A 22,525-nucleotide genomic window follows, 5' to 3' on the forward strand; every position below is an offset into this window, starting at 1 on the left:
GTCACCTGAAGATGTGGGGTGCGTGCAATGACGATGGAGCAACAGCGGCGCGCGTGCAGCCGCATCAGATCCACGTCGTCTTGTAGTACTTGCGGATGTGTTCGCTCAGCCGGTAACCGGTGGCGCCGTCATCCGCGGCGTCGGTTGCGGGTGTGGACGGAGCAGTGGGCGCTTGCACGAGATGGCCGGCTGTCGCGGCAGTGCCTGCAGCCGCGGCGGCGACCGCCGCCCCCATCAGGAAGCGGCGGCGAGTGGGTGCAACATCAGCGGAATCCGCTTCTGGGCGCACGTGAGGGGCGGTGTTCAAACCTGGCATTTCGATGCTCCCCGGCTCTTTCAAACCGATGACCGAATGTAATAGGAATTTTCCAACACATTTTAGGAGTAACGGCATGGGAAAACCATGCCCAAAACCCCTCACCGAGGGATTTTCCTGACGATTTACCGATGAATTTTTTCAATGAGTCGGATTTGAACCGGAGCGCCGTGACGCTGGCCCGGCGTGGCTCTTCGGCGTCCGCTTATTTTTTAGGCAACCGAGACGACGGCTGTCATGCCAATTCAAGGGCGAGCCGCTCCACGTCAAAAAACGCTTTTGCCAATCCCGCCACATCGGCATAGAGCGCGGCGCGCGGATGCTGCAATACAGCATCGCAAGCCGTATCGACCCACGGGGCCAGATGACGCTGGAAAAATGCGCGCTGCTCTCCGATGCGGGCCACGGCAACGTCGTCCCCGGCGATGAGGTAACGCATGACCTCGCACAGGGTCGCGAGGTGATCTTCGGTTTCCGTGATGCCCTCGGCGCGCTCCAGGCCGTGGCGGCGCAGATCGTCGCGCAACACCACGAGCGGCTTCTCGTTCATGAAACCGGCCTGGTAGTACGAGCCGTACAAGAACACTTCGGGCTTGCCGACGCCGATAAACAGTTCGGTGTATTCGTCGTCGGCCTGCTCGGCGGTGGTCTGGCCCGCGCGGGCGACAAGCTTTCGCCAGGCCTGGGTGAGAGCACTACTGGCGGCGGCTTGCGCATCGGCTGCGGCGATATCGCCGTCGCCTATCGGGTCCAGCGGCGCGGCCGCGATGCGCTGCAGCAAATCGGCGTCTGCCGCGTGGAAGAACAGCGTGGCCAGCAGGCCGTACAGGTCGGCACGGGCGAGATCCTCTGCGCTGTCGGCGGGCGTGGCGGCGGGCTGGAATTGCAGGGGCTGGGCGTCGGTCATGGGATCGGGAATCGGCTTCAGTGTGCGGTCTTCAATGCGCAGTCTTCAGTGCGGGGCGCCCGGGCGTTCGCCGTGCTGCATCATGTCGATCACGCGGCAATCGCTGCACATCTTGAGGCGCTCGGCGGCGGCGCCGGAGAACGCCGGATGCGCGCCCAGCTTGGCCAGCATCGTCGCGACCATCTGCGCGGTGCCGAACGGCTTGTTGCAGCGGATGCAGTGGAACGGCTGCGCCTCGTTGAGCGTGGCCGATTGGCGGGCTTCTGCCGACAGGTTCAAACGCGGCACGAGGGCGATGGCGCTTTCAGGGCACGTGGTCTCGCACAGGCCGCATTGGACGCAGTTGCGCTCGATCATGGCCAGCACGGGCCGCTCGGCCTGATCGCGCAGCGCCTGCGACGGGCACGCGCCCACGCACGCCATGCACAGCGTGCAGCGTTCGCGGTTCACGGTGATGGCGCCAAACGGCGCACCGGCTGGCAGCGGGATGATGGCCTCGGTGGCCTTGGCGTGGCGTGCAAGATGGTCGAGCGCGAAATCGAGTGCCTCGCGCTTGGCAGCGGCCACCGCAAAGGTGGCCGCCGGCATATCACGGCGAAAGCCGCGCACCGGGCCCGACACGTCGGCGTGGCTCAAGCGTGCATCAAGCGCCGCCGCATCCGCCACGTCGATCAGCACCACACCCGCCCCGTCTGCCGGTTCACCCAGCCCCTGCAGAACCGCCTGCGCCACGGCAACCTGCTCGGCGAGCATCGCGCGGTACTGCGGCGCGTCGTCTTCCGTCAGCAGGATGGCGATGCGCGCGGCGCCGTAAGCCAATGCGGAGAGCCACAGGTCCAATCCCGTCGATGCCGCATGGAAGACCTCGACGGGCAGCACATTCACCGGCACGCCCTGGGCCTTGCCGATACGCGCGGCACGGCCCAGTTGCTCGATCAGCGTGCGGCCCCGCCCACCGTTATGCAGCAGAACCACGGCATCACGCCCACCCGCCGATGCATACGTGCCGAGCAGCGTCTTCAGCTTGCGCCCCTGGTACGGCGCGCTCGGATAGGCATAGGTGATGGCGCCGGTGGGACACGCGGTCGTACACGCACCGCAGCCCACACAGAGATTGGGCGTGACGTGCACGCTGCCGCGGCCGTCCTTCCACTGCGACGCAATCGCCGACGCCGAACACACGTCCACGCAAGCGTTGCAGCCCACTTGGCCGTTACGCCCGTGCGCGCAGATCGATTCCTTGTACTGGAAGAACTTGGGCTTCTCAAACTCCCCCACCATTTGCAGCAACGCCAGCGATGCCGTCAGTTGGCGGCCCGCGTCTGCGCCCGCATGGAAGTAGCCCTGCGGCGGCTGGTGCTGGGCAAACGCCGGCGCATCGTTCAGATCGAAGATCAGGTCGAATTGGCCCGATAGCGCCTGCGGTGCGTCCACGCGGCTGAAATCGATGGCCAATGCATCGCCGCACGCCTTGACGCACGCGCGATGGTCGCGGCATGCATCCAGATCGATCTGGTACAGCGCGTCGATGGCGCCTTCCGGGCAGACATCGATGCAGGCGTTGCAGCGCGTGCAGCGGTCCAGGTCAATCGGGTTGCGGTTGCGCCATTGCACCTCGAACGCACCAAGCCAGCCGTTCACCTGCGCCAGCTCGCCCGCGTGGACCGGCCAGCGGCGCTCCATCGGCGGGACAAACGGACCACTTGCGCGATCGCGCCCGGTGACGAGCACCGCCACGCTCAGTTGGTCGGCCAGCCGTTCCGCCCACGGCATGGCACGCTCGGCAGGACCGATGATCAGCACGTTGCCGTCGGAGCGGTAGTCGACCACCGGCACTGGCTCCGGCGCCGGCAAGCCAGCGACGGCCAGCAGCGCCGCTGTCTTGGCACGGAAACCGCGCGCATCGCGTTTAGCGCCTGCCGACCACCCGCCCGTTTCGCGCACGTTGACGAAATGGATCGGTGCGGTCACACCCTCATGCTGCGCGGCCACTTCTGCAAACAGCGCCTTTTCCTGCGTGCAGGCAACAACGACGTCTTCCGTACCATCCAGCGCCTGTGTGAACGCGCTGATCTCGCGGCGGCACAGCAGGTGGTGCGTCTTGCTGGGGGCGTCGATAGCGGCGTCAGACGCGCGCAGGGCGTCGCCCACCGCATCGGCATCGATCGGCATGGTGTGATTGCAACTGCAGAGCAGTGTCGGCATGGATTTGTGCGTGAGCGCCCACGTGCATGGCGCAGGCTGTGGAGACATGGCAGCACGGTCTTTGCCGCGCGGCCTTCTTTTTATTCTACGGACGGCGGCTTAACGCCGCCATGCGGGGTTGCCTGGGCGGGGTCATCAACGCGGGGCGACTCGGCATCGGCAGGTTCAGGCGGCGTCTCGCCCGTCACGAGAGGTGCAGCGGCCGATACCGGTTCGATTCCTGGCGGCGCAGCCACATCCTCGTCCAGCGGCTCGAACAACCGCAGTTCCGCCGTGTGCCGCAGCTCGCGCAACATCTCGGGCGGGATCGGGTCGGGCTGAGAATAGTCGTCGATGTAGGTATCGAGCCCGTCCATCACATTGAAGTGTGGATCGGCGAAGAGCTTCTTGAGCGCGGCACGCTTGACGGCTTCGTCCACCCCGTGCGCGACGAAGGGCGAGAAATCATCGGATGGCGTCAACTTGGAGGCGTCTTCCAGCGTGAGCGGGGGTGCCGCTTCGGGCGTAGGCTCGACCGTCGACGCTTCAGGCACGACGACGGGGGCCGGCTCGGCGGGCGATGCCGCTTCCGGTTCGGGCTCGCCCCGCCGTTCGGCGGCCTTGCGGCGCGACCAGCGCGAGAGGAAGGTTTCGTCGCTCACAGCAGTCTCGCTCAGAACTTCGCGCGGTCTTCCGGCGGCAGGAACGACTCCGGGCGGCGCCGCTTCTTCGGCTCGGGCCGGTAGTTTTCGGCCACGTACGCCTGCAGCCACTCCAGCGCAGCGGCATCCAACGGCACGTTTTCGACCGTCTCGCCGCCGTCGAGCCAGCGACCAGCCTCGTTGTAGCTCAGCGAAACCGTATGCGGAATCGCCCGGCCCTCGTCGGTCGTGCCCGACTCGCCCAGGCGCCACAGCACGAACCAGCAGGGCGCGGCGGAGGTCACGTTCAGGTAGTAGCCCTCGGCCTCGTCGCGAAACAGCGTGACGGAGAAGCCGGGCGTGAGCCAGCGCTCTTCGCCCTTCTCATCCTCAGCGCGATCGAGGCAGCGCGGTGCGGTGCCGTATTCGCCCAGGTCGGGCACGACAGCCTCAAGCCGCCACTGGAACGGCTGCCAGCGGTTGGCCGTCGGGCGGCGACACAGCACCACTGCCACCTTTACGGAGGGGCGCTCCGTCTGACGATCGTTGGACAACGGTTCGCTGGCATCCATGGCTTGGCGCTCAGGTGTTCTGCACGACGATTGACGGGAACTTGCTCGTCATGTCCTTCGCCTTCTCGGCCACGGCAATGGCGACGCGGCGCGCGATCTGCTTGTACACGCCGGCAATCGCGCCATCGGGGTCGGCCACCACGGTGGGGCGGCCCGAATCGGCCTGCTCGCGAATGGACAGGTTCAGCGGCAGGCTGCCCAGGAACGGCACGCCGTACTGTTCGCACATCTTCTCGCCGCCGCCGGCGCCGAAGATGTGTTCGGTATGGCCGCAGTTCGGGCAGCAGTACACCGCCATGTTCTCGACCACGCCGATGATGGGAATCCCCACCTTCTCGAACATCTTCAGGCCCTTCTTGGCGTCGAGCAGCGCGATGTCCTGCGGCGTGGTGACGATCACCGCGCCCGTCACAGGCACCTTCTGCGACAGCGTGAGCTGGATATCGCCCGTGCCCGGCGGCATGTCGACGATGAGGTAATCCAGGTCGCGCCAGTTGGTCTGCTTGAGCAGTTGTTCGAGCGCCGAGGTCACCATCGGGCCGCGCCAGACCATCGGGTTGTCCTGTTCGATCAGGAAGCCGATGGAGTTGGCTTGCAGGCCGTGCCCCTCCATCGGCTCCATCGTCTTGCCGTCGGCCGACTCCGGCTGGCCCTGGATGCCCAGCATCATCGGCTGGCTAGGGCCGTAGATATCGGCGTCGAGAATGCCGACGTTGGCGCCTTCCGCAGCCAGCGCCAGCGCCAGGTTCACCGCGGTAGTCGACTTACCCACTCCGCCCTTGCCCGACGCCACGGCAATGATGTTCTTCACGTTCGGCATCAGGTGCACGCCGCGTTGCACCGCGTGCGCCACGATCTTCATCGACACCTGCACGCTCACATTTTCGACACCTTGCACCTGACGCAGCGCCCCGATCACGAGCTTGCGGATCGGCTCGAACTGGCTCTTGGCGGGGTAGCCGAGTTCCACGTCGAGCGACACCTCGCCGCCATCGACCCGGATGTTGCGCGCCGATTTGGACGACACGAGGTCGTGCTCGGTATTGGGATCCACCACGCCGCGCAGGGCTTCGGTGATCTGTTCGATGGTTACGCTCAACATTTGCTCCACAAATCTAATGCGAATGGGGGACGGGCCAACGGTGACGCGGCATGAACTTTGCGGCGCCCTGGCCACTCTATCTACTGTTTTGCTATTGTATTTTGCCGGCGCACCGTTCGTCCGATTCCCCCTCAATATCCCTCCGATGCGCCGGATATCGGCAAACCCACAAGAACCGATCCCGTTACCCGTAGGAGAAACCATGAAAGCCAAGCTTATTTCCGTCTCGCTGATCGCCCTGCTGGCCGCCGGCTGCGCCACCGAGCAGCAGAACCAGACCGCCATGGGCACCGGCGTTGGCGCGGCCGTGGGCGCTGGCATTGGCGCGCTGGTCGGCAACGGCAAGGGCGCCGCCATTGGCGGTGCGCTGGGCGCGGCCACCGGTGCAGCTGTCGGCTACAACTGGGGCGCCATCAAGTCCAAGCTGGCTGGCGATACGGCCGGCACGGGCACGCAGATTTCGGAGCAGCCCGACGGCTCGCTCAAGCTGAACATTCCGAGCCAGGTCTCGTTCGACACCGACAGCGCGGTGATCAAGCCGTCGTTCCGCGGCCCCTTGGATAGCGTGGCACAAACGCTCACGCAGCATCCGGAGCTGGCCGCCAATGTGGTCGGCCACACGGATAGCACCGGCAACCCGAACTACAACTTGACGCTGTCGCAAAAGCGCGCGCAGAGCGTGGCGAGCTACCTGACGGACCGCGGCGTGGCCCGCAACCGCCTTTCCGCTGAAGGCCGCGGCCAGAATCAGCCCGTTGCCGACAACGCCACCGAGGCCGGCCGCGCCCAAAATCGCCGCGTCGAAATTTATTTGAAACCAATTCAAGGGTAACCCTGTCATAGAAAACAGGTGCCGCTTGCCACACGTTGCTGGCTCGCGATGCGTGGCTGACCTCCCGGGCGGTACCTGATTTCTCCTCCTTTTCCGTTGTGGAAAGCTGCGCCGGCTCTGACCGGCGCTTTTTTTGGGTCACACGATGCGCGGCATCGTGACGCATAGGCCGAACTCCACGATCACACCCACGTTCCGCAGATTCGTCCGGGAACGGCCTGATACCGCCGGGCGCGCTAAAATATGCGTTTATCCGCGCGCCGCGCCCTGTTCGCGGCCCGCCCGCACCTTTCTGGCCTGCCCATGTCCGAACGTCGCATCCTCGTCACTTCCGCCCTGCCTTATGCCAACGGGCCGATCCATATCGGCCACCTGGTCGAGTACATCCAGACCGATATCTGGGTACGCTTCCAGCGCATGCGCGGTCATGAGACCTACTACGTGGGTGCCGACGACACGCACGGCACGCCCGTCATGCTGCGCGCCGAGAAGGAAGGCCTGACCCCGCGCCAGCTGATCGAACGCGTCTGGACGGAACATAAGCGCGACTTCGACAACTTCCTGGTCTCGTTCGACAACTACTACAGCACCGACTCCGACGAAAACAAGGAGCTGTGCCAAAACGTCTACCTCAAGCTCAAGGAAGCCGGCCTGATCGACGTGCGCGAGGTCGAGCAATTCTACGACCCGGTCAAGGAGATGTTCCTGCCAGACCGCTTCATCAAAGGCGAATGCCCGAAGTGCGGCGCGAAAGACCAGTACGGCGATTCGTGCGAAGTCTGCGGCGCAACCTACCAGCCGACCGACCTGAAGAACCCATACTCCGTGGTGTCGGGCGCGACCCCGGTGCGCAAGTCGTCGGAACACTACTTCTTCAAGCTGTCCGACCCGCGCTGCGAGAACTTCCTGCGCGACTGGGTGGCCGACCTGGCCCAGCCCGAAGCCACCAACAAGATGCGTGAATGGCTCGGCGAGGAAGGCGAGGCCAAGCTCTCGGACTGGGACATCTCGCGTGATGCGCCGTACTTCGGTTTCGAAATTCCGGGCGCCCCGGGCAAATACTTCTACGTGTGGCTGGATGCGCCGGTCGGCTACTACGCCAGCTTCAAGAACCTGTGCGCCAAGCGCGGCCTGGATTTCGACGCGTGGATCAACGAACACTCGACCACCGAGCAGTACCACTTCATCGGCAAGGACATCCTCTATTTCCACACGCTGTTCTGGCCGGCGATGCTGAAGTTCTCCGGCCACCGCACGCCAACCAACGTGTTCGCCCACGGCTTCCTGACGGTGGACGGCGCGAAGATGAGCAAGTCGCGCGGCACGTTCATCACTGCGCAAAGCTACATCGACACCGGCCTGAACCCAGAATGGCTGCGCTACTACTTCGCGGCCAAGCTGAACGCGACGATGGAAGATCTGGACCTGAACCTGGACGATTTCATCGCCCGTGTGAACAGTGATCTGGTGGGCAAGTTCGTCAACATCGCCAGCCGCTCGGCGGGCTTCCTGGTCAAGCGCTTCGAAGGCCGCGTGAGCGACGCCGCGCTGGGCCATCCGCTGATGGTGCAACTGCGCGAAGCCGCCCCGCAAATCGCCGATCTGTACGAGAAGCGCGAGTACAGCAAGGCACTGCGTGCCGTCATGGAACTGGCCGATGCCGTCAACGCCTTCGTCGACACCGAGAAACCGTGGGATCTGGCCAAGGATGAAGCCAACCGCGAAAAGCTGCACGCCGCATGCTCGGTCGCGCTGGAAGCGTTCCGCCTGCTGGCCGTGTACCTCAAGCCGATTCTGCCCACCACGGTCGAGCGCATCGAAGCGTTCCTCAACGTTGAGCCGCTGACGTGGCGTTCGATCGATTCGCAGCTCTCGTCGGATAAGCCGATCCAGCCGTACTCCCACCTGATGACGCGCGTGGACAAGAAGCAGGTGGATGCGCTGGTGGAGGCAAATCGTCAGTCGCTGCAGGCCACCGCAGAAGCCCCGGCTGCTGCCGCCGCCAACGGTGCTGCCGCCATTGAGCCGATGGCCGACACCATCACCATCGACGACTTCGCCAAGATCGACTTGCGTGTCGCCAAGATCGTCGCCTGCCAGCGCGTGGAAGGATCGAACAAGCTGCTGCAGCTGACGCTGGATGTGGGCGAAGGACAGACGCGGAATGTGTTTTCGGGTATCCAGTCGGCATATGCGCCGGAAGATCTGGTGGGCAAGCTGACCGTGATGGTTGCCAACCTGGCACCGCGCAAGATGAAGTTCGGGATGTCGGAAGGGATGGTGTTGGCGGCTTCGGCTGCCGATGAGAAGGCTCAGCCTGGGCTTTATATTCTTGAGCCGCATTCTGGGGCGGTGCCGGGGATGCGGGTGCGGTAATGGTTGTTTTGGGGATGGGCCTTGGTGGTCCACTCCCCGTTCGGTCCCGGCAGGGGATGAAACAAGAGATACACCACAAAAAACCCCGGGGCCAAACACCGAAAACCCTTAACCCCCATTCAACCGATCATCACTGCGCGAAGTCGTCGTAACCCGCCCATCCGGCCCAAAGTGCACATTGAAGAAGGCCCGCTCGGTAGCGCTTTCCATCCACCGATACCCCCAAACCTCTTCCTGCTTCAGCTTAAACAGCTCCACCTTCCCCGGCTTGCCCAGCATCCGGCGAACGTCGTCCTTGGCCTGCCCCACCCGCACGCGCCCGAAATTCTCGGCCGTCAACACCTGCTCGATCTTCTGCACGTGCCCGTCAGGCCCGATCGCCACCATCCAGGTTGAAGTCCCTTCTGGTCCGCGCGGATACTCCAGTTGCCGCGTGCCGCCTTCGTTCTCCCAGATCGTCTCGGGCTGGCCTGCCGTGGCCCTGACATCGTCCTCGGTGGATTGCCCGACCACGATGCCTTTGAACAGCAGGTTGTCCGGCTTGGCCGATTGCCACGCCCGCTTGGCGGCATCACCCACGCGATCCACGGCCTGGTCGACCTTTTGTTGATCGCAGCCGAACAGCGCCAGCAATGAAGCCAGAACGCCCATGGTGACTCCCACTTGTGCGAGTTGACGAAGATGCGGCATGGAACTCCTCGTGCGAAACATGGACCCGCCGCCATTCTGGCAGCCGGGCCAACCGTTTACCAACGTTTGTTGAACAGGACCGACGCGCCATTGATCGTACCGCCGCGTGCCACCACCGACCACCGCCGCGAAAACTGCCACGTCAGTTTGACGATGGAATCGGCCGTCGACAGGCTTTGCTCATAGCCGACGGTGATGCGCTCCGAGATGACCTTGCCCAGGCTCACCACCTGCGGATCGGTCAGGCCTGCGGCGGACGGCCCGATCGAGAACTCGTCGAGCCCGAAGCGCCGCGCCACGTTCTTGCCTGCTACGTTGCCCAGCAGGCCGAGGGCCGCGCCGGACATCGCCTGCTGCTGGCCCAGACCGGCGTTCGATGCGCTGTAGCCGAACATCAGCCACGAAAGCTTGTCTTCATCGGGCACGTTGGGCTCGGAGACGAGCTTGACGCGTGGCTGGCGCACCGTGCCGGTCACCTGCACGCCGGCTTCGACTTCCTGGTTACGCCGCATGGCGGTGATGTTGAACGACGGATTGTTGATAGGCCCGACGAAATTCAGCACGCCCTGCTCGATGGCCAGCTTGCGGCCGAACGCTTCATACGTGCTGCCCTGGCGCACGTAGATCGTGCCAGTGCCGCGCAGGGGTACGAGCGGCTCGCTGTGCACGTGCATCTGGCCGCCAAGCGACAGGTCTGCACCGGCACCCTTGAAGCGGAAGTTGTCGCCAAAATCGACATCGACATCGACCACCGGGCTGAAGCGGCCAGCCGGCTTTTCTTCGCGCTTGACACCGCGTTCGGCCTGGTTGCGGGCGGCGTCGGCGCGGCGGACGATGACCACGTCGTCGCCCAGCGAGGGCGCGCCGTCCTTCGGCAGATCAAACAAGCCCCGGTCGACCTTGAACTTGCCGGTGATGGCCACGCGGTCGTTATCGTTGGCAATACGCGCCTGGCCCGACAGCACCAGCGTGCGGTCCGGATCGGCAAAGAGCTGCAGCTTGTCGGCAACGATGGTGCCGGCCAGGTTCGGGTTTGCCTCGCCGAGTTGCACGCGGCCCTGCGCACGCAGGGTGCCGTCGCCGCCGTGGAACACCACCTCTTGCAGGTCGACCACGTTCTGGTCGAGCGCCACGCGCACCACGCCCTTGGTCAGGCGGATGCCCTGGTCGTACAGCGCCACGTCGACGTCCTGGCCGGTCAGGAAACCGCTCACCTTGGGCGCGCCCACTGTACCGGCAAACGTCAGGCTGGCCGCGAGCTGCCCGTCCGTCGCAACGTCCGGCCCCAGCAGGTCGCCGATACTCTTGAGGTGCGGCAGGCTGATCGTCAAGCCGCCGGAGAGCGGCGACGTGGGCGCCATGAGCGCCAAGGTGCCCGGCCCAGGATCACGCACGAGCCCGACACCCGCATCAAGGTAAAGGTTGCCCACGCGCGTTGACTGCACATTGCCGCGCAGCCCGAGGCGCATGCCTTCGCCGTGCGCTTCCACGGTCGCTTCGGTCAAGCCCAATGGGGTGAAACCGCGGCCAGCGTTGATCGACAGATCGCCGCTGCGGCGGGCGATGCGCGCCGCGCCGGTGGCCGTGCTGCCGAGATCCAGATCCCATTGCCCGTCGATGACGAGATCCGTGCGTACCGGCGGAGCCTGGCCCGTCCAGGTGCGCACAAGCTCCAGTACCCGCGCGATCTGCAAGCCGTCGACACGGCCTGCGCTGCGCACGTGTCCCTGAGTGGATTCAATACGTTCGATGTGAATGGGGGTCTGGTCCAGCGTCAGGTCAGCGCGGCCCATCATCAGGCGGCCCGGCGCCACCGACAGCCGCACCGGTGCCGTGAGTTGCAGGTTGGGCGCACCCTGCGCCGACAGCGTAGAGATCGTGCCATCCCACCCATCGCCGTCCTTGCCGGGCGTCAGCGCGCCGTCGCCTGCCAGGGCGAACTTGAACGGCTGGTTGCGCACGTTGCCGTCTGCGTCGGCGCGGAAGCGGTGGGCGCGGCGCGTGCCCTCCAGCGTGGCATGTATTTCTCGCAACGACAGGCTCGGGCCCGTCACACGCTGCGCGGTCAGCTCGAACAGCAAGGGCCCATCGATGCCGTCGCGGATCTGCGCCCGGCCGTTGGCGGTGTCGATCTTGTTTCCTTGATAGGCAAGCTGATTGGCGCGGAACGTGGCATCCACTTGCGGGCGCTTGATCGTGCCGGAGACATCGCCAGACAGGATGAGCGCCCCACTCACCCCAAGCTGCAGGCGTGCGAGTTGCGGTGCATCGATGTCGACGTGCATGCGGTCGGCCGCCCCGCCAAAGCTGCCCCGCAGGCTGGCTTTGTTGCCCGCCACGTCGAGCCTGGCGTCGCTGGGCAGCAGGCGTTCACCGCGCAGGTGGACATTGCCGTCGCCGGTCATCGGCAAGCCGGCGTAATTGCTATCGCGCACGGCAAATTTGACGGCGGCGTCAATCGGCTCACCCAGCGTGCCGCGCGCATCGAACTCGGCATTGATGCGGCCCTTGGCCACCTTTGCCAGCCGCGACGGATCGAACTCCGCCAGGTTGCCCTTGAAGGCGAAAGACTGCGCATCGTCGTGCTTGAGCGTGCCCGCCAGCGTCAGCCGCGAGCGCCCCAGCGACACCTGGGCGCTCTCCACCGCAACCTGCGCCGCATCCAGCACGGCTTTCGCTTGCGCGCGCATGTCGCCACCCGCCAGATCCAGCGCCACACGCTGCGTGCCGCCCGCAAAATCCACGGTGATGGGGCCAGCGAGCTTCGTCCTCTCCAGCGATGCGTGCAGCGCTTGCAGATCAAGCTGGCGCACATCCACGCGCAGCGCGCCATGCCCCTTCTGTACATCTGCCCCGCCCGTGAGCACCGCGCCGCCCAGCAGGCGCACATCCAGCCCGGTGAGTTGCTGATCGTTTTCGTTCAGCCGCACCTGTGCACGCAGCGATTGCAGCGGCAGCTTCTGCTTGTCGAGCGTGCCGGGCTGCGCGTTGTCGATCTCGATGGGGCCAGCCACCGTCAGCGTCTTGGCCTTCTCGTCGGGGCGCAGGTCCGCGTGGATCGACAACGATGCTTCCGGCGCGCCCGGCGCAAACGCACGCGGATTCACGTGTTCCGCCGACACAACTGCGCGCGACAGAGGCAACGCGCCGAACGGCGTGGCGTCAATCAGCGCCTGCGCGGTCAGCTTCGCGCCGGTGCCGGTCGCGTCGATATGCAGCGTTTCCAGCGAGCCCGACAGTTGCGCCGACACTGACGCATCCTGCTTCTGCCCGTTGACCTCGAATTGAGTGGCCAGCGTCGCGGCTCCGGTGAGCGGATACGGCCGCGTACCGGTCATGCGCAGCGTGGCCGCGAGCTTGCCGGCGGGCGTCTCCATACCGTCGAGGAGCACGTTGTGATGCGTGCCGTCGGTATGCAGGCTGCCGGCAATCGATTTCAGCTCGGTGGTCGACGTGCCCTGCCGGATGGCGAGGCGATCGACTGCAAGCCGGTCCACATCCAGCGCCAGCGGCAACACCAGCGAATTCGGCGGACCACTCGGCGGTATGGGCGGTGTCGGATGCAGGATCACATCGACATTGCCGGCACGGAGATACGCGAAGTGCGCATGCCATGGGCCGCGCGTGATGGCCCAGCGGCCTTCCACATGGTCAATGCGCACTTCCGTGCTGCCCGCGCGCACGTGCAGATCGCGCAGCGACACGCCATCGCGCACCGTGCCGCCCTCCAGCTTGCCCGACACATAGGCGTTGCCAAAGCGCGTGGCGAGCGCCCACAACTGCGCCGTGCCCGATTGCGAATGGATGGCCCACACCAGCCAGCCGGCCAGCGCGAGCACGATCACCAGCAAAAAGGCGACCAAGCCGCCGAGCCAGCGCAGCGTGCGGCAGCCCCAGCCACGCGTGGGACGCTTGGGGTGTTGTGCTTCGGGTGGATTGGATTCAGGCGTTTGCGGATCGGTCATCGTCATATTCAGAACGCGATGCCCAGCGACACGCTCGGCCGGAACTGCTTCTGCTGGATGCCATAGGCCATATCGAGTTGGATCGGCCCGACCGGACTCTTCCAGCGCACGCCGACACCCACACCGTTGAACCAGCGGCGCTCCGACCAGTTGTCGGTGGCCGTGCCGGTATCCCAGAACACGGCGGCACCCCATTGCGGCAGAAACCAGCGTTGATATTCCAACCCGCCAGTGACGAGGAACTTGGTCGGCAGCGTGCTGCCGTTGACGTCGTTACCGATGCTCTGGAAGTCGTAGCCGCGCACCGACTGTGTGCCGCCCGTGCGGAAGCGCAGCGTGGCCGGCACGCCGTCGCCGGAACCAGCGGTGATGACCGCACCCAACTCACCGCGCGCGACGAAGATATCGCGCTGCCCCACCGGCACGAACTGGCGGATGCGGCTGTACGACCGCACGAACGATTGGTCCGTCAACACGCCTTTCACTGCCGCGCCGATCTGCGTGGTGATGATGTTGCCGCGGCGCGGGAACAGCGGGTCGTCCACGTCACGGCGCGTCCACGCGAAACCCGGGACGAGCGCCTTGCTCAACTGACGCTCGGCGCCGTCGGGCCGCAGGTCGTCGTAGTAGAAATCAACGGTGAACGACGTCTCATAGATGCCGCGCACACGCGTCTGCTTGAAGCCGGAACGATAGCTGCGCGTGTCGGTGCCCGAGGTATCGGTGCGGTCCATGCTGGTGTAGAAGCTATTGACGTATTGCTTGTCGTCGGGCGGCACGGTCACGCCGGCAAACAGGTACTGACGGCGCTGTTCGATGCGGGCCTGCGTGTCGAGCACCCACGCCTTGCTGAACAGGTTCAGATATTGATAGCGCCCTTCCAGCGAGGCGCCCGTGTCCGTGCCGTAACCCACACCGCCGGTGATGCGATTGGGCGGGTACTCCCGCACGCGCACCCGCACCGGCGCGTTGACCGGGTTCTTCGGATCGTCACCCAGGTCGACGATCGCATTGGAAAAATATGGCTGCCCCTGGATGGCGGCCTGCAGCGATTGCAGACGATCAGCAGAGTAATCCTCACCCACGCGCAGCGGGTTCACGTGGTTGATGATGCTGAGCGGATAACGCGACAAGCCCTGCACCTCCAGTGGCCCCAGCGTGTAAGCCGGACCGCTGTCATAGCCCACCGACAGGTCTGCCTTGTTTTCGTCCGGATCGACACGCGCCTGCGACGATGTCTGCCTGGCCGCGTAATAACGTTTGCTCTGCAGCGCCGCCAGACCGTCGTCCTTGGCCTTGTCCCAGCCCGACTGGCGGAAGGCCATGCCGTGCTGCAGGCTCCACGACTTTTTCAATTCGTCGATGCGCTTGGCGTCTTGCGTGATGGCCCCGGTAAAGTCGAGCGCCACGGTGTCGATGGTGGTACGCGGGCCGGGCTCGACCTTCACATTGACCACGCGGTGGTCCGGCGGGCCGTCCAGCTTCGCGGTCGCCTTCGGCACGAAATAGCCTTCGGTGGCCGTCAGCTTGGTGACTTGGTCGCCAATGGTCTCGACCATGTACTGGAGCTGGTCGTCAGTGATGTCCTTGCGGTCTTTGTAGCGCGACAGGTCCAGATGGCGCTCCAGCAAGTCGCGAATGGACTTCGGCGCATCGATCTTGACGTCGTATTCAGCGTGCGCCGCGGCACAGGCGAGGGACAGCACAAAGCCTGCCGCCAGCGCGGCGGCGGGCAAACCCAGGAAACGAAAGCGTGGTGGTCGTGACGGTCGCGATGGTCGATTGGAGCCGGTCATCGTGGCAAGCGTGGTGCCGCCCCACGGGCCGGCTGAATCAAAGGAAAGGCGTATTTGACCATACCGGGCCCGGCGGGTGCCCAGGCAAATGCAACGAATGCGGCCTTCCGGATCGGCCGGAAGGGTTTCGCACGTGCCGTGCCCAAGGCCGTTAGGACGGCCAATACGGTAAAATGCGCCGGTTTTCCGCCCGGGACCTTTCCGTGCGGGCAAGATCACCCACCATCACTTACTGCCATGGCCCTGTACAAGTCCGAGATCACCCAGTTCCTGGAAGAACTCAAGACCCAGAAGCCCGACCTGGAAGCGCAGCAGCGCCAAGGCCGGTCCCTGCTGTGGGACAAGGACCCGATCGACCTGGAAGAGCGCGCACGTGCCAAGTCCGCCCGCGTGGCGCAAAAGCCGTACGTCTACTCGCTGGACTGATCGGCCGACCGGCCCTCGGCCCGCCAGGCTCACCGCCGCATGACCACTTCCGCGCAGGACAAGCTGCCACTGCCCGTCGAGCTGCCCAGCGTGGCGCCCGATCAGGACTCCACGCCCGCGCAGGTCGACGGCCTCGCCTTTGCGCGGCTCTACGGCGAGCCGCTGTTCAAGCTCCCGCAGGATCTCTACATCCCGCCCGACGCGCTCGAAGTCTTTCTCGAAGCGTTTGAAGGGCCGCTGGACTTGCTGCTGTACCTGATCCGTCGCCAGAACTTCAATGTGCTGGACATTCCGCTGGCGCAGGTCACCCGGCAATATCTGGCATACATCGAGCAGATTCGCGCGACCAACCTGGAGCTGGCCGCCGAATACCTGCTGATGGCGGCCATGCTCATCGAGATCAAGTCGCGCATGCTGCTGCCGGTCAAGAAGACCGACTCAGGCGACGAGCCCGAAGACCCGCGCGCCGAACTGGTGCGCCGCCTGCTCGAGTACGAGCAGATGAAGCTCGCCGCGCAGAAGCTCGACACCGTGCCGCAACTGGGCCGCGACTTCCTGCGCGCCCAGGTCTATATCGAGCAGAGCCTCGCGCCGCGCTACCCCGACGTCAATTCCGACGACCTGCGTGTCGCCTGGGCCGACGTGCTGCGCCGCGCCAAGCTCACGCAGCACCACAAGATCTCGCGCGAAGAGCTGTCGGTGCGCGAGCACATGAGCCAGATCCTGCGTCGCCTGCAGCACGCGCGGTTCATGGAGTTCACCGAGCTGTTCGAAGAAGCGATCCAGTCCGGCAAGGGCGCACCCATCGTGGTCGTCAACTTTGTCGCCATGCTTGAGCTTTCGCGCGAATCGCTGCTCGAAATCACGCAGGCCGAACCGTACGCGCCCATTTACGTGCGCCTCGCCTATTCTCCGACGTAATTCGTCCGGCCTGACCCGGGCCGAATCACACAACAACTATGAAAGTCATCTCGTCGATCCAGGAACTGCGCGACCAACTGCGCGGCCAGAACCGCGTCGCCTTCGTGCCGACCATGGGCAACCTGCATGAGGGCCACCTGAGCCTGATGCGCCTGGCGCGCCAGCATGGCGACCCGGTGGTGGCGTCCATTTTCGTGAACCGCCTGCAGTTCGGCCCGAACGAAGATTTCGACAAATACCCGCGCACCCTGCAGGACGACATCGAAAAACTGCAAAAGGAAGGCGTGTACGTGCTGTTCGCGCCCACCGAGCGCGACATGTACCCCGAGCCGCAGGAATACCGTGTCGAACCGCCGCATGATCTGGGCGACACGCTCGAAGGCGAATTCCGCCCTGGCTTCTTCAAGGGCGTCTGCACGGTGGTGATGAAGCTGTTCTGCTGCGTGCAACCACGCGTGGCCGTGTTCGGCAAGAAGGACTACCAGCAGTTGATGATCGTGCGCCGCATGGCGCATCAGTTTGCGCTGCCGGTCGATATCGTCCCGGCCGAAACGGTGCGCGCGGATGATGGCCTGGCGCTATCGTCGCGCAACGTCTACCTGACCAACGAAGAGCGCGCCGAAGCGCCCGAGCTCTACCGCACGCTGCATCAGGTGCGTCAGGACGTGCTCGAAACTGTGCTGCAAGGCCAGGCGTCGCACGAAGAGGTAACCACCAAGGCGATGGACTATCTGCGTGGCCGCGGCTGGCAGCCCGACTACGTGGCCGTGCGCCGCCGCTCCGACCTGCAGAAGCCGACACCCGAGAACATCGCCGCCGGCGAGCCGCTGGTCGTGCTGACCGCCGCGAAGCTCGGCAAGACGCGCCTGATCGATAACCTCGAAATCTGAGCGACGCAGCCTCGTTCCACGAAAAAGCCCGGCAGTGCCGGGCTTTTTTCATGCCGCCGCCGACGTGTCGGCAACCCTGGCCTGCGGGGGCGATTCCCCGAGCCAATTGAGAATGCCGCTCCACTGCTCCACATCCTTTGCCACACGCGAGGGCGCCACGTCCCACAGCGTCAGGCCATGCGCGGCCAGTTGCACGTAATTCTGGGTATCGCGCAGATAGCCAAGGATGGGCACTTCCAGCCCCTGTACGAAACGTTGAAGCTGTTCAGCGGCGCGCGTGCGCATATCCACGCGCATGCCGACCACGCCCAGTTTGACCTCGCCATGGCGCACGGGCTTTTCATCGGCCAGTTTGCGCAGGAAGGTCTGCGTGGCAAGGATGTCGAACATGGAAGGCTGCAGCGGCACGATCACGTAGCCCGACATCTTGACGAGATCCCCCAGCCGCCAGCCGTGGAGGCCCGCCGGCGTATCGAGCACCACGTGCGTCGTCCCCTTGGGCGGCTTGGCGATGTGGTCGGCGTTGATTTCCCATGTGCGGATGGGCTTGGCGGTCTCCGGGCGCAAGGCGAGCCATTCGCGTGAGGACTGCTGGCGGTCGGTGTCGCCCAGCATCACGGCGTGATCCCGCGCGGCAAAGTAGCCGGCCAGATTGGTGGCCAGCGTGCTCTTGCCCACCCCGCCCTTCGGATTCGCTACAACGGCCACCGGCATGCCCGCCTCCTTGCGCTCGTTGAATCATGTGTCGATTTGATCACTCGACAGATCTGTCCATCGGTAATTATGGCTCAGCCTGCACGTGGCGGCGTTCGCAGCAACGCGGCAAGGTCGAGATGCGCTTCGCAGGTGTCGGCCAGACGCTCGAGCGAAGCCTCACGCAATGCGGCGTAGTCCTGCGCCTGCGCATCACCCACGCCGGCCCAGGCTAGCAGCGCGCAGCACGCCTGTGGCGCATCGAACAGACCATGCAGATACGTGGCGAAGATCTGCCCATCGGCCGAGATCGCGCCATCTGCGTGGCCATCATCGAGCAACACGGCGGGGCATGCCAAGGCTGGCCCCGCAGTCACGCCCATGTGGATTTCGTAGCCGGCGACGGCCGCACCGCCTTCCGCCAGGCTGCCGCGCACCTGACGCAACTTCTTGCTGGTCTCCAGCGTGGTCTCGAAATCGAGATAGCCGAGTCCCTTGACGCTACCGGGCGCGCCCTCAAGCCCTAGCGGATCATGCAACCACCGCCCCAACATTTGCATGCCGCCGCAGATGCCGATCAGCTTGCCGCCATAGCGCAGATGTCGCGCGATGGCCGCTTCCCAGCCATTGGCGCGCAGCCAGGCGAGATCCGCCTGCACGCTCTTGCTGCCGGGCAGGATGATGAGGTCGGCGGGCGGAATCGGCTGGCCAGGGCCGACCAGTCGAACGTCCACCTGCGGATGCGCGCGCAGCGCATCGAAATCGGTGTGGTTGGACACACGCGGCAACACCGGAATAACGACGCGCAGCGCATCGGGCGAGGCTGCACGCTGCGCCGTCTGCACCGCGTCTTCTGCGTCGAGATGGAGGCCGGGCAGATATGGCAGCACGCCAAACACCGGCTTGCCCGTCTGCGCGGTCAGCCAGTCGAGCCCCGGCGTCAGCAATGAAATGTCGCCGCGGAACCGGTTGATGATGAAGCCCGTCACGCGCGCGCGTTCGCTGTCAGACAAGCAGGCGAGCGTGCCAACAAGGTGCGCGAACACGCCGCCGCGATCAATGTCGGCGACGAGCACGACGGGACAATCGACGGCTTCGGCAAAGCCCATGTTGGCGATGTCGCGGTCGCGCAGGTTGATCTCCGCCGGGCTGCCGGCGCCCTCTACCAGCACGAGGTCGTACTGCCCACGCAGCCGCGTGTGCGATTCGAGCACAGCGGCCATGGCGGTGGGCTTGTAGTCGTGGTACGCACGGGCGTCGAGGTCGCAGCGCGGCTGACCGTGGATGATGATCTGTGCGCCGGTGTCGCTGTTGGGCTTGAGCAGGACGGGGTTCATGTCGACCGTGGGCACGACGCCCGCCGCCTGCGCCTGCAACGCCTGCGCGCGGCCGATCTCGCCGCCGTCTGCGGTGACGGCGCTGTTGAGCGCCATGTTCTGCGGCTTGAACGGCGCCACGCGCACACCGGCGCGATGCGCGACACGGCACAGGCCGGCGACCAGCGTGCTCTTGCCGGCATCGGACGTGGCGCCCTGGATCATCAGCGTGCCCCGAAGCGAGTCCGGCGGCACAGAAAATGGAGCTTTCGACATGCGCGGATTATCGCACCCACCTTGTTATGCCTGGCTGCCGCGCCCTCGCTAAAATGCGGGAATGTCACGCCGTCTCACACTTGTCCTCGGTGGTGCCCGCTCGGGCAAGAGCCACCACGCCGAACAGCTCGCGCTGCAATGCGTCGGGCCGGTCACGTACGTTGCCACCGCTGGCGAGGACGATGAGGAGATGCAGTTGCGCGTGGCCCTGCACCGCGCGCGGCGTCCGGCCAATTGGGCGCTGGTCGAAGAGCCCATGCACCTGGCCGAAGCGCTCTACACGCACGCGCAGCACGGTGGCTGTGTGCTGGTCGATTGCATGACGCTGTGGCTCAACAATCTGCTCTTCTCCGAACATCATGAATATCCCGAGACAGGCCTCGTCACGCCGCCCGAAGCCTGGACGGCCGAGATCGACGCGCTGCTGACCGCCCTGCCGCTGCTGCCCGGCGAGGTCATCCTCGTGAGCAACGAAATCGGCCTGGGCGTGGTGCCGATGGGTGCCGTCACGCGCTTCTACGTGGACGAACTGGGCCGGCTGAACCAACGCCTCGCCGCTCTGGCCGACAACGTGCATCTGCTGGTGGCCGGCATTCCGATGGTGGTGAAAGGGCCGGCACTCGGCACCGCAACGTGAGCTTGCCGTCGGGCGGCGTGTTCGATCTCGGGTGGCCCCTCGTGACGCTGGCAGCACTCGCGGGCGTGCTGCTCGATCAGGTATTCGGCGAGGTGTCGCGCTGGCATCCTTTGGTCGGCTTCGGGCGCATCGCCGCAGCGATTGAGCGCTGCATGAACCGCGCACCGGCTGCGTTGGCCAGGTCGCGCATCGTCGGTCTCGTCGCTTGGGCAGTCGCCGTGTTGCCGTTCGTGCTGCTGGCGGCATGGCTCGTCGTGATGGCGGGCGATGTGTCGCCACGGCTGGTGGTGGCGCTTGATGCGATCGCCCTCTATTTCGCCATTGGCGCGCGCAGCCTGTATGAACACATTGCGCCGATCGCGCTTGCGTTGCGCGATGCGGATTTGCCCCGCGCACGCGCCCTCGCCTCGCGCATCGTCTCGCGTGATCTCACACAAGCCGGCGACGAGCCCATTGCGCGTGCCGCCGTGGAATCGGCGCTGGAGAACGGCAGCGATGCCGTCTTCGCGCCGCTGTTCTGGCTTGTTGTGGCCGGCGCGCCCGGCGTGATGCTGTACCGGCTGGCCAACACGCTCGATGCAATGTGGGGCTACCGCAATGCGCGCTTTACCGGCTTTGGATGGGCAGCCGCACGCATCGACGACGTTCTCAACTGGATTCCCGCGCGACTCACGGCGATGAACTACGCGCTGCTTGGCCACACCGCCGATGCGCTGCGCTGCTGGCGCACGCAAGCCCCGCAATGGTCGAGCCCGAACGCGGGCCCGGTCATGGCCGCCGGCGCGGGCAGCCTGCGCGTCCGGCTTGGCGGCGCAGCACGCTACGAAGGCGTGGAAGAAGCGCGCCCGCCGCTCGGCACCGGCAAGCCGGCAACCGCTGTCGATATCACGCGTGCGTTGACGCTCGTATCGCGCACGTTGTGGCTGTGGCTCGGCGTACTTGGCCTGATCGCAACATCGGCGTGGGGCTTGTCATGAGCGGCATCGTCCACGGCGGCAATCTCGCCGCAGCACGCGCACAGTACGGAGAGCCTGAAGGCGGCTGGCTGGATCTGTCCACGGGCATCAATCCGCACGGCTACCCCATCCCGTCGATCCCACCCGATGCGTGGTTGCGCCTGCCCGAAGACGATGGCCTCGAAGCGCAGGCCGCCGCGCACTACGGCGTGATCGATGCGCGCGGCGTGCTGCCGATTGCAGGGTCGCAGGCGGCGATCCGCACGCTGCCATCCCTGCTGCCGCGAGGGCGAGCCGGCATCGCGCAGATCGGCTACAGCGAATATGCGCCGGCCTTTGCGCGCGCCGGCCACGACGTCGTACCACTGCCCGAAGCCGCCTTCCTCGGTGACGTGCCAAACGACGTGCAGCACCTGGTCGTCGTCAATCCGAACAACCCCACGGCACGCCTTCTGCCCGCCGAAACCCTGCGCAATTGGCACAGGCGCCTGCATGCGCGCGGCGGTACGTTGATCGTGGACGAGGCCTTTATCGAGGCGTTCAACGATGGCCCCACATTGGCGCCCCTGGCTGGCGTGCCGGGGCTTGTCGTGCTGCGCTCGATCGGCAAATTCTACGGGCTGGCGGGCGCCCGCATCGGCTTCGCGCTGGCCGCGCCTGAGCTGGTGTCTGCGCTACGCGAGGCGCTGGGGCACTGGACCGTCAACGGCCCCGCCCGTGCTGTGGTACGTGCGACGCTGGCCGATACCGCTTGGCAAGTTTCAACGCGCGCGCAACTCCAGCCTGCCGGCGCACGGCTCTCGGCGTTGCTTGATCGCCACGGGCTGCCGAATGCCGCCACCCCGCTGTTTGCCTGGGCATCCGCCCCACGCGCGCAAGCGCTGCATGCAAGCCTGGCGCGCCTCGGCATCTGGACCCGCCTGTTCGATGCGCCCATCAGCGGCTTGCGCTTCGGCCTGCCCCCGGATGAGCCCGGATGGCAACGCCTTGCCGATGCGCTAGCATCGCTGTCGCACTCCGCTTGACCTC

Annotated in this window: 19 protein-coding genes; 8 read left to right on the forward strand and 11 right to left on the reverse strand. The window is 65.5% G+C overall.

The window, feature by feature from the left end; translation table 11 throughout:
• Positions 1–64 precede the first annotated feature (64 nt).
• From ACUXH0_RS04245 to apbC, 6 genes are all read right to left on the reverse strand, one after another.
• The gene (locus ACUXH0_RS04245) at positions 65–316 is read right to left on the reverse strand and encodes a twin-arginine translocation signal domain-containing protein (RefSeq protein ID WP_182593722.1); all 252 of its coding nucleotides are present in this window, start codon (positions 314–316) and stop codon (positions 65–67) included.
• 235 nt (positions 317–551) lie between these two features.
• Positions 552–1,223 carry a TorD/DmsD family molecular chaperone gene (locus ACUXH0_RS04250; protein WP_009241255.1) on the reverse strand — a complete coding sequence of 224 codons (672 nt, stop codon included), beginning with the start codon at positions 1,221–1,223 and terminating at the stop codon, positions 552–554.
• Between the two features lie 45 nt (positions 1,224–1,268).
• A complete protein-coding gene (locus tag ACUXH0_RS04255; RefSeq protein WP_012436198.1) occupies positions 1,269–3,428 on the reverse strand; it encodes a 4Fe-4S binding protein in 2,160 nt (719 codons plus the stop codon).
• Positions 3,429–3,508: 80 nt separating this feature from the next.
• Positions 3,509–4,069 (reverse strand): DUF3306 domain-containing protein, encoded by a 561-nt coding sequence (locus tag ACUXH0_RS04260; protein WP_009241257.1) that lies wholly within the window; start codon positions 4,067–4,069, stop codon positions 3,509–3,511.
• An 11-nt stretch (positions 4,070–4,080) separates the two neighbouring features.
• Positions 4,081–4,620 (reverse strand): DUF3305 domain-containing protein, encoded by a 540-nt coding sequence (locus ACUXH0_RS04265; RefSeq protein WP_004632131.1) that lies wholly within the window; start codon positions 4,618–4,620, stop codon positions 4,081–4,083.
• 10 nt (positions 4,621–4,630) lie between these two features.
• Complete coding sequence (gene apbC, locus ACUXH0_RS04270) at positions 4,631–5,719, reverse strand: iron-sulfur cluster carrier protein ApbC (protein ID WP_024542202.1); 1,089 nt, start codon at positions 5,717–5,719, stop codon at positions 4,631–4,633.
• Between the two features lie 205 nt (positions 5,720–5,924).
• Here apbC and ACUXH0_RS04275 point away from each other — a divergent pair, with 205 nt between their 5' ends.
• Entirely contained in the window at positions 5,925–6,554 is a 630-nt protein-coding gene (locus ACUXH0_RS04275) for a YiaD family glycine zipper/OmpA-like lipoprotein (protein WP_009241259.1), read from the forward strand.
• Between the two features lie 303 nt (positions 6,555–6,857).
• On the forward strand, positions 6,858–8,930 hold the full coding sequence (metG, locus tag ACUXH0_RS04280) for a methionine--tRNA ligase (RefSeq protein ID WP_024542203.1): 2,073 nt from the start codon (positions 6,858–6,860) through the stop codon (positions 8,928–8,930).
• Positions 8,931–9,038: 108 nt separating this feature from the next.
• Here the strand turns inward: metG and ACUXH0_RS04285 are convergent, their stop codons facing one another.
• From ACUXH0_RS04285 to ACUXH0_RS04295, 3 genes are all read right to left on the reverse strand, one after another.
• Positions 9,039–9,581, reverse strand: coding sequence for a hypothetical protein (locus ACUXH0_RS04285; RefSeq protein WP_004632125.1), 543 nt, complete (start codon positions 9,579–9,581; stop codon positions 9,039–9,041).
• Between the two features lie 95 nt (positions 9,582–9,676).
• A complete protein-coding gene (locus ACUXH0_RS04290) occupies positions 9,677–13,585 on the reverse strand; it encodes a translocation/assembly module TamB domain-containing protein (RefSeq protein WP_009277431.1) in 3,909 nt (1,302 codons plus the stop codon).
• Positions 13,586–13,593: 8 nt separating this feature from the next.
• A complete protein-coding gene (locus ACUXH0_RS04295; protein WP_009277430.1) occupies positions 13,594–15,381 on the reverse strand; it encodes an autotransporter assembly complex protein TamA in 1,788 nt (595 codons plus the stop codon).
• A 237-nt stretch (positions 15,382–15,618) separates the two neighbouring features.
• Here ACUXH0_RS04295 and ACUXH0_RS04300 point away from each other — a divergent pair, with 237 nt between their 5' ends.
• Genes ACUXH0_RS04300 through panC form a run of 3 tightly spaced genes read left to right on the forward strand, consistent with a single transcriptional unit; the run spans position 15,619 to position 17,618 of the window.
• Entirely contained in the window at positions 15,619–15,807 is a 189-nt protein-coding gene (locus ACUXH0_RS04300) for a DUF3460 family protein (RefSeq protein ID WP_009241263.1), read from the forward strand.
• Between the two features lie 39 nt (positions 15,808–15,846).
• Positions 15,847–16,728, forward strand: a complete 882-nt coding sequence (locus ACUXH0_RS04305; protein WP_004632115.1) for a segregation and condensation protein A — start codon at positions 15,847–15,849, stop codon at positions 16,726–16,728.
• 38 nt (positions 16,729–16,766) lie between these two features.
• Positions 16,767–17,618: a pantoate--beta-alanine ligase gene (gene panC, locus ACUXH0_RS04310; protein WP_004632112.1), complete on the forward strand. Its 852-nt coding sequence runs from the start codon at positions 16,767–16,769 to the stop codon at positions 17,616–17,618.
• A 48-nt stretch (positions 17,619–17,666) separates the two neighbouring features.
• On the opposite strand, the gene ACUXH0_RS04315 is transcribed toward panC, so the two are convergent.
• Together ACUXH0_RS04315 and ACUXH0_RS04320 are read right to left on the reverse strand one after the other, a co-directional pair.
• Positions 17,667–18,332 (reverse strand): ParA family protein, encoded by a 666-nt coding sequence (locus ACUXH0_RS04315; protein ID WP_004632110.1) that lies wholly within the window; start codon positions 18,330–18,332, stop codon positions 17,667–17,669.
• Positions 18,333–18,406: 74 nt separating this feature from the next.
• Positions 18,407–19,903: a cobyric acid synthase gene (locus ACUXH0_RS04320; protein WP_009241264.1), complete on the reverse strand. Its 1,497-nt coding sequence runs from the start codon at positions 19,901–19,903 to the stop codon at positions 18,407–18,409.
• A gap of 61 nt (positions 19,904–19,964) precedes the next feature.
• Between ACUXH0_RS04320 and cobU the strand changes: the two genes are divergently transcribed.
• The 3 genes from cobU to cobD are packed head-to-tail and all read left to right on the forward strand — an operon-like array spanning position 19,965 to position 22,521.
• A complete protein-coding gene (gene cobU, locus ACUXH0_RS04325; protein WP_009241265.1) occupies positions 19,965–20,540 on the forward strand; it encodes a bifunctional adenosylcobinamide kinase/adenosylcobinamide-phosphate guanylyltransferase in 576 nt (191 codons plus the stop codon).
• Positions 20,537–21,517: an adenosylcobinamide-phosphate synthase CbiB gene (gene cbiB, locus ACUXH0_RS04330; protein WP_009241266.1), complete on the forward strand. Its 981-nt coding sequence runs from the start codon at positions 20,537–20,539 to the stop codon at positions 21,515–21,517. Before cobU ends, cbiB begins: the two co-directional genes overlap by 4 nt.
• Positions 21,514–22,521 (forward strand): threonine-phosphate decarboxylase CobD, encoded by a 1,008-nt coding sequence (gene cobD, locus ACUXH0_RS04335; protein ID WP_009241267.1) that lies wholly within the window; start codon positions 21,514–21,516, stop codon positions 22,519–22,521. The genes cbiB and cobD overlap by 4 nt, the downstream gene beginning before the upstream one ends.
• Positions 22,522–22,525 lie beyond the last annotated feature (4 nt).

The organism is Ralstonia sp. 110700041-2, from assembly GCF_056280165.1.